Here is a 16,773-nt window from a genome sequence, read left to right as displayed (position 1 = left end):
GGGGACTAAGTTGTCTGCAATGCGGTCTGCAATGCGTTTTGCCGATAGAGTTAACAACAGCGAACTGCTTGCTCAATGCCTATCTAGGCATATAAAAACGCCACTGCAAAAAACAGTGGCGTTTGTGTAATAGCAAGTATGTTAGATTCAGTTACAGCTGGTCGCTGCCATCGCTTTATCTTGCTTGGTATCGTGATTAACCTCAACGATATTAGCAAAACCGTCTGTACAGTTTTTAACGTTGGCATCAAAGCTAAAGGTCGCCGTACCACCGATTACGGACTCTACGCTTAAATCCGTGCCTACTGCAGGAGCGGTACCAGTGCCATTATACCAGTAGCTACTGCCTAGGGTGCCGTTGTTGTTTTCAGCCCCGACCGTCGCCGTACTCAGATCTCCCAGTTGCGCATAGGCGAACCAGATACCTTGAGTTGGGCCATTGAGAACCCAAATTTGGAAGCTATAGCGGTTGGCGGCATCGCCAAACTTAGGCACATTGTCCCATTCGTAGACTGTGTATTGGTCAGAGCCGGCACTGAGGACGGCAACGCGCCATTCGGCACCGTCACCATTGACACCCATATTCAGATCCATCCATAAGGGCGCTAACAGATTATTGGGCAAAGCATTGTTTGGCATGTTTGCATTGAGGGCAGGAGCCACCCGCATGCTGGCTGTACCTGCTTCCAAGGTACCGTTGACCGACCAGATCACCGAACTGTACTGCTCACCATTGTAGGTAAAGCTAGGTACATTCAAGGCTGTGCCACCATCATCGCAGTTGCTTGGACAACCAAAGGCGCTAACGCCTAGGCTAGCCAAAGAAACATAGCCGAATGGGGCGGGCGAGGCATTGACGGCTAGCCCACTGGTATTGAGTGTGCCGCTCCAACTCGCATAATTGCCCTCTATGGTAAATGGGGTCAGGGTGCTGCCACCATCTATCACAGCCGATTCCGAGCCCGGAACCACTTCGAGTTCCTCCGGAATATGGTCACTGAGGTTAATAACGTCTGTGTATGGGCCATTGTTTATCTGGATAACATAGTTAAGGGTGTCGCCTATCTGTGCCTGTGGTTGGCTTACGGTTTTACTTAGGACGCCAGCTGCTGTGGTATCTATGGCTTTTACGGCGATGGGCAGGTGCAGATCCGGGCCATCGCCATCTCGGTTAAGGTTGACCTGACCAAACTGCCAGCCGTTAGCAAAGCGAGTGTCTGCGGTGACTGTCACAGTGGCAGTTTCACCGGCCTTTACTTTGAGGTGAGAGGGACTAACCGAAAAAGAGGCGTCGCCATGACTTTGTGTCGTTAAGTCCATATGAACCGTGTTCGCGGTGACATTGGTAAAGGTGCGAGTCCAACTACAAGTGGCCAGACACTGGCTGTCTTGCATACTGGCGATATTTAAGGTTTTTGGATCGCCACCCGTATCCGGGTTGGCGGCAAAGAAGTTTAACGGTGATTCATCCAGTACCAGGTCGGCTTCGGCGGCACGAGATAAATCAATACGCCCGGCGCCCATATCAAAGGCGTCCGCCGGGGTTACACCATCTTCCTTGCGCACCATTGAATTGTCACTGGTCATCATCAATGCCGAGCGAATCATATAAGGGCTCCAGTCGGGACGCGCCGCCGATAAAATAGCCGCAGCCCCAGCATGGTGGGGGGAAGACATGGATGTGCCACTGAGGAACCCAAATTCTGCGGGGTCACTCGGATCATTGGTATTTACCGCAGCCAAGATGCTGACGCCAGGTGCTGTTATGTCAGGTTTTATTATATCAAGTCGATTATTTGGGCCGCGAGAGCTAAAGTCAGCCATGATATCTGCGCTTTGCGCATCATCTTGGGCGCTGAAGCCACTGATTGACGCGACCGGGTTAGTTACCGAGGCAACCCAAGCCTTGAGGGTATCGCCGTCACTGGCGCCAACATGAATACCTGGAATAAAGTGAGCATCCGCGGAGACCGACTCACCCTGCGCAGCTAAATTAGCCAACACCAAGCCACCAGCACCACCGGCGGCAACATTGGCACCTTTAGCCACCCGGGCGATGGCGCCGCGGTCACAGATCACGATTTGACCGTCAAAGTGTCCAGCAGGGAAAGGCTCTAGACACTGAGCGGGCTGGGTGTCATTGCTGGAGCCGTTATTGGTCGGGTAGTCACCCGCATAGACAATGGGTGCAGGGCCATAGCCCGAAGTGAATCCAACACTATGTATATCGGCAAGGCCGTCGGTATCCGAACTCATATCGATTAGGCTATTGGCCAGTACGCGGGTGTGTGTACTGGCGCCCGTAGTGCCTACCCAGGGCGCATTGTGGCCGTTCGTTGATGCGCCGGGCCCGCCATTACCGGCAGAGGTAGCGACATAAATACCGGCGGCAGTGGCATTAAGAAAGCCCAGGGCAACGGAGTCATTGTAGGGATTGCTGCCACCAGAGATGGAGTAGTTAAGCGAGTGAATCCCATTGGGTAAGTTGGAGGCATCAATTACAACTTGCTCTACTGCGGCCAATAGCGCAGAGCCTGGGCAGGTTTCGATACACACATCGTAGGCGATTATATTAGCCCTAGGTGCAACACCTGAGATAGCGCGCGTCATGCTTGTTGTCGGTGCGTATATTTCAGCACTCAGATGATTTCCCGCTACCGTACTGGCGGTGTGTGAGCCGTGCCCGTCACTGTCCTCTGGCGATGGATAGTTAGCGTCAAAGGGGACGAACGACCAGGCGCCAATAAGCTTGTCGTTACAAAAACTGGCATCGGCAATATCGCAATAGCTGCCGGGAACATAGTTACCAGAGCCCAAAGGATTGATATGTTGATAGCCGTCAGAGGTTGTTGCTGCAAATGAAGGGTGATCCGCATTAATACCGGTATCAAGCACAGCCACCACTATGCCTTCGCCTTGAGAATGGGGCACATTGCTCGGTGAATTGCCCCAAATAACATCGGCATTAATCCACTGTGGTCCAGAATCGGTATTTAGGGTTTCATGGCGTTCCAGGGCAATGCTTTTAACACCCGGCATACTGGCCATGCGTTTAGCCTCGGCAGCGCTCATCTCCAGCGCCATGCCGTTAAACACCCATTGATAATCGTATTTGACGCGATTATTCATCTTGGTGCTGTCTAATAGCTGGCGTTGTTGCTCTTTTAAAAATTTTCTATAGGCCTGTGACGGCTTGCTTTGAGTATTGAGTTTCTTTGCCCCGGTAATTTTATTACTTGTTGGTGCTAGGCCCTTAACGCCACCCTCATAGGTGGCCACGGGTGCGGATTCAAGTTCAACGATATATATACGGCGCTCAGTATTAGTTTGAATTGCTTTTTGCTGTACGTTTAGCTGCGTATTTAATTTCGAGGGTTGATTTGGCGCCATAGTTAAGTCGTTGGCAAGGGTCGAAAAGCTTAGCGCGGAACTAATGGCAAGAGCAACTGCGCTGGTTGTTGTTGTGATCTGTCTGTTCATTGTCGAACCTATATTAATAAAGGGAAGAGTTTATGAGGGCAAAAAGATACGACCCAATTCCAATTGACCTTTAGTACCAGATTTAGGTTAGTTAAAGTTTACAAAACAGCAACAAATAAATTAGTAATTTAGTACTGCTTTTTTGCTTTTTTGAACGTTTTTATTTATGTCAGATGCAATTAAAAGTTCGCAATCAACAGCTTACCTATTGACCGCTAATGTAAAAAGAAGACTAGGGGGGGTTACAGGCTGGCAGGAAAGGCCAGCCGCAAAGAGGCGATGATTAACCTTGATTAGGCTTTTTTAACAAACTTGGCGGTGATCATCATTTCGCCGACGCCATCAACCTTACAATCCAGTTCATGGTCTTTGCTGTCTTTGATGCTGCGGATCTGCGCCTTGGTGCCTATTTTCATAATCATGGAGCTACCTTTGACCTTAAGGTCTTTAGCCAGCGTCACCTTGTCGCCGGCATTCAGTTCGGTGCCGTTGGCATCCTTGGCGGTGATAAGCTCTTCTTCGGCCAGTTGAGCCGGGTCCCATTCATAGCCACACTCGGGGCAAATAAGCTGATTTTGATCTTGGTACACATAGGGGGAATTACAATTTAAACAAGCTGGGTGGGTCATAATGCTCGGGCTCTTTAGTTTACTGTACGCCAATAATAAAACTTCTCAGCACAGGGATCGAGCGCGCAGTGAAAATAGGCGCTGAATTAAGGCCACATGAATAATTAAATATCAAGCCGAAATCGAAAGCGCGAATCTTAACGGGAATGGGCGATCCCTGTGAGTTAGGAGGTGCTTGTTTTGGCACGTTATGTAATGAAAAATGGCTCGTTTATGTGCCAATGAAATATAGGTATCTGATATGTATTAAAAAATAAATTGCATAGCGAGCCAGTGAAGGCTCGAATAAGTGAAGGCTCGTTTTTTATGGCTTACTTCTTGATTGCGTGTGAGAAAAACACCTGATAACTTGGTGTTATTATTAAATAAAATCTTTATTAGTGAGAGTTACCCTTGCTGTGGATAACTTCCTTAACCGGGAATTCGCACTAATAAGCTGTAAGGCATCTATGATCCTGAGCAAAGGTACGAAATCAAGCATATGGCTTGGAGCGCTTACATTTTTGTTGTTTGTGTTCATGCTTTACTTTCGTGCTTATATTTATGCAGGCATGTATATAGAGCCAGATGCGCCGTACGGAATCTCAGACATTATCGAGTTTTTGCTAGGCTGCCTCTTTCTTTTACTTATGGCGGCCTCAGTTATTCTTGCGGTCGCGCTATTCATAAAAGGCTCGGTGCAAAGTAAAAAATCGGGTGCGCTACTTGTGGTGTTTTGTGTAGTGCTTTTTATTGCATATTCACCATTGCACAATATGGCGGCAAGGCTCGGAGGGTAAATGCCTAACAAGCAGCAGCACGTTAGCCCGGCAAAAAGCGCCGGGCCGGACGGCTTACATTACGCTTCGCTTCATTTCAGCCGCCCGTGTGCTGGGCGTTAGCAATCAGGATAAATAATGAGCATACATATCAGAAAAGCAGAAATCAGTGATGCGAAGTCAATCAGTGAATTGATTTTACCTTTAACAAACAAATATGTTTGCCCAACTTGTGATGTGTCTGTACACAGTATTTTGCTTGATTCAATGTCAAAGGAAAATATCGAAAAATATCTGTCTACAAACTATGACTATGTTGTCGCGGTAACCGAGAATAATGAAGTGGTTGGTGTGGCGGGGGTTCGAGACAACTCACATTTGTATCATCTATTCGTAGACGATAATTTTCAAGGTAACGGACTTTCCCGAAAACTGTGGGAAACGATTAAAGAAAAAGCAATAAAAAACGGGAATAGCGGTGCCTTTACAGTCAACTCTGCGGTAAATGCGGAAAACGTATATTTGCGTTTTGGTTTTAAACGAACAGAAGGCATCAGAAATCAGCAAGGAATGGTTGATATTCCAATGGTATTAAAGTTTGATTGCTAACAAAGCGTTTAAGGCTGATTCCCAACGCTTGGCATTTTGGGTTTACTTTAAATTTAGTGTTTACGTCACAATGGTTTCGGTAAGGTGGTCTGCGTTGCTCATCACTTAATGCGGCGTTATACGTTTTGGAGGATTTATGCGTTACATTCTGGTTTTAGTGTTTCTTTTGGTAATCAGTGGCAAAGTACTTGCCGATGAGTCAGTCACGATTTTTGTAAAGGAAACCAGCTATTCAATCAACAGCTCGGATGAAGAGCTGAACTCAGCAGAATTAGAAGGCAAGCTGAAACAACTAAGGTTTTCATTGGTAACGTTAGACATTGATTATTGTGCCGGCCCAGTTATGGTTACTGAGGTTTATGTAGCACTTGCAAATGCCAACCCCTCGGTTAAAGACGTTCACCTAAAAGCAAGTGGCAACCAGGAACAAAGCAAATGCAAAAACATATAACAAATTGCTAAATTTCGTTTCGGCCACAAAAAGCGTGGCGTTCACGGGATTGCCTACGCTGCGCTTCGGCAGCCAATTAGCGAAGCGTTATATGAATCTTGAGTATGATTGAAATCGTCATCGTAATAATCGTTGGTTTTATCTTATTAAAAGCGGTTCGTCATTCGCGAAAAGTTAATAAAGATTTCTCTCAGCTTGATAAACACCAAAAAGATGAGCTGGTTGGATTAGTCAATTCCAATCCAAAAAGATATTTTCTGGCAGGTGGTTCATTTACAAAATTGCCAAAGCCGCTGGCAATCATCGGAAATATTCTAGCTATATGTGTAATTTTGTTTTTTGTGGTCTTATTTGTCGCAGCACTTTCATAGTATTTTGGGTTTAAATTCATATAACAAGTCAATAATGATATGGACGCAAAACGCATGGCTTGCGCTCCTTTGTCGCCAATTATAGCCTGCTATTTGCGCCTTTTATTACGGCGTTAGCTCTATCAAGGAATGTTATTTATGTTCTATAGCAGGGAGTTTAATAAGGTATTGCTGATTATCTTAATTATAGTCAGTGTTTATATCGTTTTTGTTTCCGGCAATAATTACGGAACATTAGTTGCGTTATCTATAAACAGCTTGATTGCTCTTCTTTTCTATTCAATGACAATTGAACTCAAGGGTAAGGTATTGAGCTGGTATTTCGGGTTTGGCTTTTGGCGTAAAAAATTGGCAGTGGCAGACATTCTGGAAGCCTCGCTTTATCACAGTAAGTGGTATCAAGGTATAGGTATCAGAATGCTGAGTGATGGCTGGTTGTATAATGCATCGGTAGGAAGGGCGTTAAAGTTAAAGCTGCGTAATGGCAAATATGTTTATATTGGCTGCAAAAATGCTGAAGCTTTAAAACGAGCTTTGGACGCTCAAAACTAACAAGGTGTGCAAATGAATCAACATGCGGCGTGTTAGGCTGATGTTGCTTTTCTTTCAGATTTAGAGGTTTGTATTTTACTCAATGAGGCAAGAATTAAGAGCTAGAATAATTGAGATCTGTGATAAGAAAATCGCTTCGAAAGGTGACCAAGTTGGATTGTCCTTTTACGCATTTTTTAAGAATAAGAATGATAACCCTGAGGAGCTTATGGAAGCGGCAACTTGGTGGATACAAACGCATAAATTAGATCATTTCGTTAAAGCCAAGAAGATAAAAGAAATGATCAAAAATGGCTTGTAATCGGCACAGAAGATTTAAATTTTGGATGCGGTGGAATAATTGTTTGTTTTATTTATGCTTGAAAAATTTTAATCAAGCATTGTATGGTGTTTATTGTCAGTCTTCTATTTTAAGGAAAATTCGATGAAGTCTAAATTTGCAACCTGGGTTGGCATTGGTCTCTTTGTTATTTTAGTTTTTGTAGCAGGCCTATTTAGTGGGGCTGTAATGACATTTCAAATGAATGGTGCGTCATATACGAAAGAGCATGTGGATAATGGCCGTTTTTTTCTTTATGCCTTAAAAAAACTTGAACAGGAAAAAGATACCGATGGCGCTATAAGTACGTTACGAAGTAACTTATTTGCAAAGGTTGCTATAGTTGGAATTCAACTTGAACTACCAACAAACAGCAGAGATAAGGAGCTTATAGAGTCTTTTTACCTTGAAGTTATTGATTATCTAAATGCACATGGCGGGCTTTATGATACTTACCAAGTTATTGAAAATGGTGAAACCATTGAGATGCAATCAGCATACTCAGTGCTTTTGCAAGAATTCGCCGAGAAACATAATAAGGCCATTCAATAACGAACAATCCTTCGCTTTATTTTACTTCGCTTAACATGTTAGCCAGTTATGACTTTTCTGCTTAGGGTAATACTGGGCAACATATTATGACTGCAAAATGTGAGTGGCTGGTTGTGAACCTGGGTGATGCGCTGTTATCACAACCGATATTAAGCGCATATCAATGTCGCCTAGCCCAGGTGTATAAAGACGCTGGAAGCCCGGACAATTTGGTTGCAGTATTTAGACATGAATCTCAAGACCTCCACTGTCATATAAAGCTGTTTCTTACTGCTGAATTTCAGCGCTTAGCAAGGTTAGACTGTGCGCTAAGATGCGGGAAACCAAGCTTTGACAATACTAGCTTTTTGGCTGGTAATCCAAGTTATATGGCTAAAAGCTAATTTTGTCAGGGCGTTTAAATGTGATTCGCAGCGCCCTGCATTTTCATCCATTCTTGATTTTTCATGTTTAGGGGGCAAAGGTTTAGGTGTAGCCTAAGCTAGGTGGCAAGCTTTGCTTGCCCTTTAAAAGAGCGTTTGGCCCCCATGACTCAATTTCAGCTTCCAGAACAAGTTTTAAAATTCGCCCGTAGAAACACTACCGGCGAGTCCGCTGGTGTGCTTGCTGTGCAGCTTACGCAAAAGGGGCGGATGAGATTGGGGCCGGAAAAGCCCTGGGCTCCGTTTCAGGCCACCCAAGTTATTTCGGCGAAAGCCGTGGAGTTCGAGTGGACGGCACGCGTAAAGCTCGCTCCATTTCTTTGGGTCAAAGTGTTAGATGCGTACCAGAGCCAGCGAGGAAAGTTAGGGGTCAAGCTCTGGGGAGTTATTCCAGTAGCCAGTGCACAGGGCCCGAGCATAGATCAAGGTGAGATTCAGCGTTATCTGGCTGAGCTGCCATGGTGTCCCAATGCTTTTTTTGAAAATTCCACTTTGAACTTTAAAGAGTTAGAGGAAGATACAGTTCGTGTTTGGTTTGCTAATGAACAGACCTATGTTGATCTGATCTTCGATGCTCACGGCGATATCATGTGTTCGCGCAGTGAGACGCGTGTGCGAGAGGGTGTCGGACGCCAACCTTGGGTCGGGGTATTTGAAGAGTATCTAGAAATCGCAGGTATGCGGCTCCCACTAAGAGCAACTGTTCGATGGGACACGCCCGATGGGCCATTTGAATATTGGCAGGGGGAAATCGTCTCTATCAAGGTGTTTAGAGTTTCAGGGGAAGATCAGCAAGAGGTGCACAAAGGCTAGGGAAGAATCCAGCCTCAGAAGTTTACTTGCTGGCCATTGTTACAGCCGCCAAACCAGCTATAGTCGCAAACAGAATGGGTATTTAATAGGCGCTTTGGCTAAGACGCAGTGTTGCACATGATACAGGCATGCCCTTGATGAACCCCGGCGTTCATGAGTTTTCAGTCGGCCAGAATGTAATGTCCCGGTCTGAAGTTGATGAAGTAATATCGCAAGCTCAGTAGGCTGGTGCCAATATTGTAAAAGCAGCTACCGAGCCTTTCTTGGGTGGTTACGCTGGCTATTTTCAGGTTCTCGATGGTCATGTTTGGTAGGTAGTCTGGAATCTGCAGCTACTTTTAGAGCGAGATAAGTGACCCATAAAAAAGCCCCTGCATAGGCAGGGGCTTAGTTTTTTTAAGATTAAACTCAGAGCTTAATCCAGGTAAGTTACTTCACCTAGGTTCAAGCTTTCGATTTGCTCTTTGATCTTGGCGACATCACCGACGATCACCCAGGTCAGTTGCTCAGGTTTAATTACCTTCTTCGCCTCGGCGGCCAGGGTGTTTGTATCTGGCTTGCGAACCAGCTCGGCGTAATTTTCCAGATAGTTTACGTCACGGTCTTTGCTGTAGGCATCCGCTAGCGAGTTAAGCAGCGACCACTTCTTCTCATAACGACCAGGTAGTTTAGCGGTTTTATTCGATACCACCTTGGCCAGCTCTTCATCGGTTGCCGGTTTATTGCCAATATAAGCGTTAAGCTCTTTCAAGATCTCTTGAATTGACTCTTTGGTTTTATCGGTTTGTACCGGGGCGTAAACGAAGAAGGGGCTTTGCGCCTTGGTATCCATTAAAATGGTACGCGCGCCATACGACCAACCCTTATCTTCACGCAGGTTCATATTCATGCGCGAGGTGAAGCTGCCGCCTATGATGGTGTTCATCATATCCAGGGTTACTTCATCCTGAGCGCTTAATGATTGGCTGTTTGGACCCAATAGGCCAGAGATGATCAAGGACTGCGGCGACTCAGGCTTGTTCAATACAAAGACCCGTGCTTTTTCAGGAATGGCCACATCGGCGATATCAAGTTTCGGTGCCGCTGTTTGTGGTTTTTCCCAGCTTGCCAAAGCCGTTTCCAAGGATGTTTGTAGTTCGGCTTTATCGATATCACCAACCACTACTAAACGGCCCAGATCCGGACGTAACCAGGTCGAAGTAAAGGCTAATAAGTCATCACGACTGATTTGCGCTACCGATTGCTCCGTGCCTGATCCGGTTAGCGGCTTACCATAAGGGTGGTTTTCGCCGTATAGCAGCGGCGGTAAAACGCGCAGAGCATTGGAGCTTGGGCTTGCTTTTTCCTGCTTAATACCTTGAAGCAGCAGCTTACGCACACGCTCTATATCGCTGTCAGCGAAGCGTGGCTTTTGTAGTACATCGGCAAACAGTGCCAGGCTTGGCTGCCAGTTGGTGGTCATGGCCGACATCATCACTGAGGTTTTATCCAATCCGGCATTGGCCGAGATAGACGCACCTAAAGATTCGAGCTCGGCGGCCAGTTGCAGTGCATCGCGCGAGCCTGCGCCTTCATCAAGCATGTTGGCGGCAAAGTTGGCAACGCCAGGCTTATCATTGGCGTCGGTTGCGGTACCGCCGGCAAAGTCTAAACGTATGTTGATAACCGGGGTGTCGCTGCGTTTAGCCAGTACCACTTCTAAGCCATTGCTTAGGGTAAAGGTGTCAACGCTTGGCAAATCAAGGGCAGGGACGTCGCCGGCGCTTGGTACACCTGTGCTGCGATCCACACCTTGCTCGCTGGCGCTCAGCTCGGCAAAGGGGTGAACGGTCAGCACAAAGTCACCGCTGCTTAACCATTTGCTTGCCACCATTTGGATATCGCTCGGTGTTGCATTGGCGGTAATGGCAAAGGCCTCTTTATAATAGGCAGGGTCGTTATGATAAACGGCGCCGGACGCTAATACATCTGACTTACCGCCAAAGCCACCCACGCCTTCCACATTCTTTACCCAGCCAGCGGCATTGGCAAATTTAATGCGGCTTAGCTCTGCGGCCGTTGGGCCCTCAGCGATAATACGGGCTACCTCTTCATCGATGATCTGTTCAATCTTATCGATATTGGCTTTATCCAGGGCATCGGCGCCTATCATTAACTGACCGGCAAGGGTACGTTGATAGTTAAAAGCAAAGACGCTTGAAGCCAGTTGTTCCTTATACACCAGGCGCTGGTAAAGGCGTGAGTTCTTGCCACCGGCGAGCACATCGCTCAGTAGCGACAAGTATTCGCCTTCCACACTGCCTTTTTCCGCCGTGTTCCAAACCTTGAGGATACGCGATGCCGGCACGCGGTCTTGCATTACTAAACGGGTTTGCTCGTCACGTTTGGCGATCCATTTTTCTAGCTTGGCAACGGGTTTACCCGGCTTAATATCGCCAAAGTACTTAGCAACTTTTTCTTTTGCCGTGTCAACATCTATATCACCGGCAAGCACAAGTACCGCGTTATTCGGGCCGTAGTAGTCTTTAAACCACTGGTGTACGTCGTCTAGTGACGCCGCGTTCAAGTCTTCCATGGAGCCGATCACAGACCAGGAATAAGGGTGACCTTGAGGGAAGGTGTTGCTCCAGATATTGTCCCACATGCTGCCGTAAGGCTGGCTTTCACCTTGGCGCTTTTCGTTTTGTACTACGCCGCGTTGCTCATCGAGTTTTTCTTGGGTAATGGCACCAAGCAGATGACCCATACGCTCAGATTCCATCCACAGTGCCATATCGATTGCTGGGGTAGGCACGTTTTGGAAGTAGTTGGTTCTGTCTGAGTTTGTAGTACCGTTTTGCTCTGTGGCACCGGCACGCTCAAAGGGACCGAAATATTCGTCGTCGTAGTTCTCTGTGCCATTAAACATCAGGTGTTCAAACAAATGGGCGAAACCCGTTTTGCCAACATTTTCATTTTTAGCACCCACGTCATACCAAACATTGACCGCAACGATAGGAGCCTTGCGGTCGGTGTGGACGATAACCTTAAGGCCGTTATCCAGGGTAAATGAATCATATTTGATATCAACGAAAGGCAGGTTAGCGGCATTTTGTGCAACTTGTTGCTTTGCCGAGGTTTGCGTATCGCTGGTGGCCGAGCAGCCGCTAAGGGAAATCATCACTGCCACGCTAAGGGCACTGAGGGTCATCTTATTCATGGAGATCCTTATTAAAATTGTTGGTGTCCTATTTATACCAATTCACTTAAATAGCTAATTATTCTAACGGGCTAAATATCATGATTTACCCAGCGCTATATATGATCACATACATAACAGAATTGGTATTATCCACCGCTAATCTACCACTATATTCGGAACGGTTAAATTGAACGCGATAATCTGCCGTAAAAAATATGTAAGTAAATGTTTAATGGCTGAATTATGCGTAATAGTGGCGAAAAAAAACCCCTCAAAAGAGGGGTTTTGGGTAACACAGTGCCAACTAGCACTGGGAATGAGGACGGTACATTTACGGGTATGCTGTGGGAGGGCTCCCAAGCTATCCGTTAGTCAAAGCTCATTTCTGGTACATCGCCTTCGACGATGAGTTTACCCGCTGTTTTACTGATGATTTCATCAACACTAACACCCGGGGCGCGCTCTAGCAAATGGAAAGCGCCGTCTTTGACTTCTAACACGGCCAAGTCTGTTACTATTTTCTTCACACAATTCACGCCGGTAAGAGGCAGTGAGCATTCTTCTAGTAACTTAGAATCGCCGTGTTTACTGGCATGGGTCATGGTAACGATAATGTTCTTCGCGCCGGCAACCAAGTCCATTGCGCCACCCATGCCTTTAATTAACTTCTTCGGGATCATCCACGAGGCAATATTGCCGTGCTGATCAACTTCAAATGCACCTAAGACGGTCAAGTCTACATGACCACCACGGATCATGGCAAAGCTATCGGCACTATTAAAAATTGCTGCACCCTTAGCTGCTGTAACGGTTTCTTTACCCGCATTGATCATGTCTGCATCAAGCTCGTCTTCGGTTGGGTAAGGACCCATACCCAGCAGGCCGTTTTCCGACTGCAGCATGACTTCAATGCCTTCTGGTACATAGTTGGCAACCAGAGTAGGGATACCGATACCCAGGTTCACGTAATAGCCGTCAGCCAATTCTTTGGCAACACGTTGAGCAATTTGTTCACGGTTTAATGACATTTTAATCTCCTTAGGCTTTACGTGTGGTAACGCGTTCAATGCGTTTTTCAAAGTTGCCCTTGATAACGCGGTTTACATAAATGCCCGGGGTGTGAATTTGGCTTGGCTCTAATTCACCCGGCTCAACGATTTCTTCTACCTCGGCCACGGTGATCTTACCGGCAGTGGCGGCCATAGGGTTGAAGTTCATCGCCGTGTGGCGAAATACCAGGTTACCGTAACGGTCTGCTTTCCACGCTTTCACAATGGCAAATTCACCGGTAACAGACTCTTCAAGAATATAGGGACGACCGTCAAATTCTTTTACTTCTTTACCTTCGGCAACTGGCGTACCGTAGCCTGTGGCGGTGTAAAATGCTGGGATACCAGCGCCGCCGGCGCGCATTTTCTCTGCCAGTGTGCCCTGAGGCGTAAGCTCTACTTCCAGCTCGCCGTCAAGCAACTGTTTTTCAAATAATGCGTTTTCACCCACATAAGAGGCGATGACCTTCTTGATTTGTTTATCTTGAAGCAGCACACCTAAACCGAAATCATCAACACCACAGTTGTTTGAAACCACGGTAAGATCTGTGGTACCCATGCGCTTAATCTCGGCAATTAGGCCTTCGGGGATGCCGCACAGCCCAAAACCACCGGCAATAATGGTATCGCCGTCTTTTAGTCCTGCCATGGCGTCGGCATAACTTGTTACTACTTTATCGAATCCGGACATGTCTAAGCACTCCTAGGTTTATTGTTCTTGGTCACAATCGGCAAGTATGGCGTTGGCCACCTTGCTCTGTGGATGCTTGTTTAGCGCCTTACAAATGGTCGCGCCTGCTTGGGCCAGTGTTTTTAAATCAATTCCTGTGTCTATGCCAAGCTTTTGCAGTAGATAGACCACATCTTCGGTGGCAACATTTCCTGACGCACCCTTGGCATAAGGGCAGCCACCAAGGCCTGCAACCGCACTGTCTACCGTGCTAATGCCCATTTTTAAGGCGGCATAGATGTTACTGATGGCCTGGCCATAGGTATCGTGGAAATGCACCGCCAACTGGCTGGCATCCAGGTGTTTAAGCAGCAGGTCAAGCAATTGCTCCACCTCATTGGCCGTACCCACGCCTATGGTATCGCCGAGACTGACCTCGTAGCAGCCCAAAGCCAACAATTGTTTACACACCTCAAGCACTTGCTCAGGCGCCACCGCGCCCTGGTAAGGGCAACCGAGAACGCAGCTGACATAGCCGCGTACCTTGATGTTGTTTGCCTTGGCAAGCTCTACCACAGGGCGGAAGCGCTCAATGCTTTCACTGATTGAACAATTGATGTTCTTTTGCGTAAAGGCCTCGCTGGCGGCGGTGAAAATAGCAAACTCGCCAACGTCGGCTGCCAATGCCAATTCCGCGCCTTTTAAATTTGGCGTCAAGGCACTGAGCAACACATCATCATGGCGCTCAATAGCGGCAAACACCGCACTGGAGTCCGCCATTTGTGGTACCCATTTAGGCGATACAAAAGCTCCGCCCTCAATATGCTTTAATCCCGCCTTGGCCAGGTTGTTGATCAAGGTCACCTTGTCTTCAAGGCTGACATTGCTCTCGTTTTGCAGGCCATCACGAGCACCTACCTCAACGATACGCACCTGTTGTGGAAAGGCCATTATTCTTGCTCCTCAACGATAGCAAGCAGGGCACCATGGCTGACCAATTCGCCCTCGCCATAGCAATAACTGCTAAGCACGCCATCAAATGGCGCATTAAGGGTATATTCCATCTTCATGGCTTCCATCACCACTATGGCATCGCCTTGTTTTACCTCGGTGCCAATATCCAGCAGGTGTTTTACCACAGTGCCGTTCATAGGTGCTGCCAGGGCATCGCCACCGCTTTGCTCGGCGCCGACATAATGCTTAGAAGTCAGGGCAAAGTCATACTGGGCACCTTGATACATAATGCTCAGTGCTTCGTCATCGATTTGTGCATCGGCGCTTAGGCGCTGACCATCGACCACGGCAACATAGTGGCCTTGACCTTGATACTCACCGCTCAAGCTATGGCCTTGGCCATCGATATCGACTTTAATTCCGGTAGATGTCACATGTAACACCAGCTGATGATCCGCCAGCGGTACGGTGATCTCGTTGATGGAGTTTAGTTTAAAGCCAGATAAGCTCTGCCACGGCGAAGTTGCAGCCGGGGCCTTGCTGGTACCCTGTAGATGACAATAGTACACCCAGGCAGCCATGGCTAACGCATGAACATCGGCCTGTGGCGCCTGAGTCAGGCTGTCACAGTTATTGTCGATAAAGTGGGTGTCCATGGTGGCATCTTGCAGCGGCTGTGACTCGCACAGGGCTACTAAGAAGCCGGTATTGGCTTTAACGCCGCCGACATAGGTATGACGTAGTGAGCGCTCTAACAGTGACAGCGCCTGCGCTCGGTTATCGCCTTTGACGATCAGCTTGGCAACCATGGGGTCGTAGAATGAGCTGATCTCATCTCCACAGGTAACACCTGTATCAATACGCACGTTCGCATTTTGCTCAGGGAAGCGTAAATGCGTCAGACGTCCGCTTGAAGGCATAAACTGCTCGCTTGGGTCTTCGGCGTATAAACGGGCTTCAAAGCTGTGACCTGTGATTTTTACTTGCTCTTGGGTCAGAGGCAGGGTGTCACCACCGGCAGTGGCGATTTGCCATTGCACCAGGTCCACGTCCGTGACCATTTCGGTAACTGGGTGCTCTACCTGCAAGCGGGTATTCATTTCCATAAAGAAGAATTCCTCGCCACACAGCAGGAACTCAACCGTACCAGCACCCACATAATCGATGGCTTGAGCACAGCGTACCGCCGCTTCCCCCATGCTTTTACGCATGGCGTCGCTAAGACCGGGAGCAGGGGCTTCTTCAATCACTTTTTGGTGGCGGCGCTGCAATGAGCAGTCGCGGTCGCCCAAGTACACGCAGTTACCGTGTTTATCGGCAAATACTTGTACTTCCACGTGACGCGGATTATCGACATAACGCTCAATCAACACCAGATCATTACCAAAGCTGCTGATAGCTTCACGCTTGGCACCTTCTAGGGCACTGATAAAGTCTTTCTTATCCCGTACTACGCGCATGCCCTTACCACCACCGCCATAAGCGGCCTTGATAAGTACAGGGTAACCGATTTTATCGGCCTCATCGCTGAGGAAAGTCGGGTCTTGGTTGTCACCGTAATAGCCAGGTACCAAAGGCACGTTGGCGCCAGCCATAATCTCTTTGGCGCGGGTTTTTGAACCCATGGCTTCGATGCTTTTGGCGTAGGGACCAATAAAGGTAATGCCTTTTTGCTCGCACTTTGCGGCAAAGGCCTCATTTTCAGAGAGGAAGCCATAACCCGGGTGAATGCAGTCGGCGCCGGCCTGTTCGGCAACGGCAAACAGCTTGTCCATATCCAAGTAAGACGACTTACTCGGTGCCGGGCCTATGTGATAGGCGCTGTCGGCCATTTGTACGTGCTGAGCATTGGCATCGGCGTCGGAATAGACGGCAATGGTGTGCATGCCCAGCATTTTGGCGCTGCGAATAACGCGACAGGCGATTTCACCTCGGTTGGCAATAAGAATTCGTTTTAGCATGA

General features: G+C 47.6%; 15 protein-coding genes. 8 read left to right on the top strand and 7 right to left on the bottom strand.

Annotated elements, in window-relative coordinates; genetic code table 11:
- Positions 1 to 147 precede the first annotated feature (147 nt).
- Together C2M34_RS14480 and C2M34_RS14475 are read right to left on the bottom strand one after the other, a co-directional pair.
- Positions 148 to 3,480 carry a S8 family serine peptidase gene (locus tag C2M34_RS14480; RefSeq protein ID WP_105259158.1) on the bottom strand — a complete coding sequence of 1,111 codons (3,333 nt, stop codon included), beginning with the start codon at positions 3,478 to 3,480 and terminating at the stop codon, positions 148 to 150.
- A gap of 293 nt (positions 3,481 to 3,773) precedes the next feature.
- The gene (locus C2M34_RS14475; protein WP_105259157.1) at positions 3,774 to 4,109 is read right to left on the bottom strand and encodes a zinc ribbon domain-containing protein YjdM; all 336 of its coding nucleotides are present in this window, start codon (positions 4,107 to 4,109) and stop codon (positions 3,774 to 3,776) included.
- Between the two features lie 449 nt (positions 4,110 to 4,558).
- Between C2M34_RS14475 and C2M34_RS14470 the strand changes: the two genes are divergently transcribed.
- The 8 genes from C2M34_RS14470 to C2M34_RS14435 all read left to right on the top strand — a co-directional run bounded on the left by C2M34_RS14470 (position 4,559) and on the right by C2M34_RS14435 (position 8,956).
- Positions 4,559 to 4,888 carry a hypothetical protein gene (locus C2M34_RS14470; protein WP_105215886.1) on the top strand — a complete coding sequence of 110 codons (330 nt, stop codon included), beginning with the start codon at positions 4,559 to 4,561 and terminating at the stop codon, positions 4,886 to 4,888.
- A 117-nt stretch (positions 4,889 to 5,005) separates the two neighbouring features.
- Entirely contained in the window at positions 5,006 to 5,476 is a 471-nt protein-coding gene (locus C2M34_RS14465) for a GNAT family N-acetyltransferase (RefSeq protein ID WP_105259156.1), read from the top strand.
- Between the two features lie 136 nt (positions 5,477 to 5,612).
- Entirely contained in the window at positions 5,613 to 5,927 is a 315-nt protein-coding gene (locus C2M34_RS14460) for a hypothetical protein (RefSeq protein WP_105259155.1), read from the top strand.
- A 104-nt stretch (positions 5,928 to 6,031) separates the two neighbouring features.
- Positions 6,032 to 6,298, top strand: coding sequence for a hypothetical protein (locus C2M34_RS14455; protein ID WP_105199028.1), 267 nt, complete (start codon positions 6,032 to 6,034; stop codon positions 6,296 to 6,298).
- A 138-nt stretch (positions 6,299 to 6,436) separates the two neighbouring features.
- Positions 6,437 to 6,850: a hypothetical protein gene (locus tag C2M34_RS14450; protein WP_105259154.1), complete on the top strand. Its 414-nt coding sequence runs from the start codon at positions 6,437 to 6,439 to the stop codon at positions 6,848 to 6,850.
- Between the two features lie 82 nt (positions 6,851 to 6,932).
- Positions 6,933 to 7,151, top strand: coding sequence for a DUF6500 family protein (locus tag C2M34_RS14445; RefSeq protein WP_105199027.1), 219 nt, complete (start codon positions 6,933 to 6,935; stop codon positions 7,149 to 7,151).
- A 123-nt stretch (positions 7,152 to 7,274) separates the two neighbouring features.
- Positions 7,275 to 7,721, top strand: a complete 447-nt coding sequence (locus tag C2M34_RS14440) for a hypothetical protein (RefSeq protein ID WP_105259153.1) — start codon at positions 7,275 to 7,277, stop codon at positions 7,719 to 7,721.
- A 527-nt stretch (positions 7,722 to 8,248) separates the two neighbouring features.
- A complete protein-coding gene (locus C2M34_RS14435) occupies positions 8,249 to 8,956 on the top strand; it encodes a DUF6544 family protein (RefSeq protein ID WP_105259152.1) in 708 nt (235 codons plus the stop codon).
- 415 nt (positions 8,957 to 9,371) lie between these two features.
- Here C2M34_RS14435 and C2M34_RS14430 read toward each other — a convergent pair whose 3' ends face one another.
- The 5 genes from C2M34_RS14430 to C2M34_RS14410 form a co-directional block, all read right to left on the bottom strand.
- Entirely contained in the window at positions 9,372 to 12,155 is a 2,784-nt protein-coding gene (locus C2M34_RS14430; RefSeq protein ID WP_105259151.1) for a M16 family metallopeptidase, read from the bottom strand.
- A 350-nt stretch (positions 12,156 to 12,505) separates the two neighbouring features.
- Entirely contained in the window at positions 12,506 to 13,165 is a 660-nt protein-coding gene (locus tag C2M34_RS14425) for a CoA transferase subunit B (RefSeq protein ID WP_105199024.1), read from the bottom strand.
- A gap of 10 nt (positions 13,166 to 13,175) precedes the next feature.
- Positions 13,176 to 13,877 (bottom strand): CoA transferase subunit A, encoded by a 702-nt coding sequence (locus C2M34_RS14420; protein WP_105199023.1) that lies wholly within the window; start codon positions 13,875 to 13,877, stop codon positions 13,176 to 13,178.
- An 18-nt stretch (positions 13,878 to 13,895) separates the two neighbouring features.
- Positions 13,896 to 14,807, bottom strand: a complete 912-nt coding sequence (locus C2M34_RS14415; RefSeq protein ID WP_199878805.1) for a hydroxymethylglutaryl-CoA lyase — start codon at positions 14,805 to 14,807, stop codon at positions 13,896 to 13,898.
- Complete coding sequence (locus C2M34_RS14410; protein ID WP_105259149.1) at positions 14,807 to 16,771, bottom strand: acetyl/propionyl/methylcrotonyl-CoA carboxylase subunit alpha; 1,965 nt, start codon at positions 16,769 to 16,771, stop codon at positions 14,807 to 14,809. Before C2M34_RS14410 ends, C2M34_RS14415 begins: the two co-directional genes overlap by 1 nt.
- Between the last annotated feature and the right edge of the window lie 2 nt (positions 16,772 to 16,773).

Source organism: Pseudoalteromonas sp. T1lg88 (genome assembly GCF_002964765.1).
Taxonomy (GTDB): Bacteria; Pseudomonadota; Gammaproteobacteria; order Enterobacterales; family Alteromonadaceae; genus Pseudoalteromonas.
The sequence above is the reverse complement of the archived record's forward strand: the minus strand, read 5'-3'. Positions and strand labels throughout refer to the sequence as shown.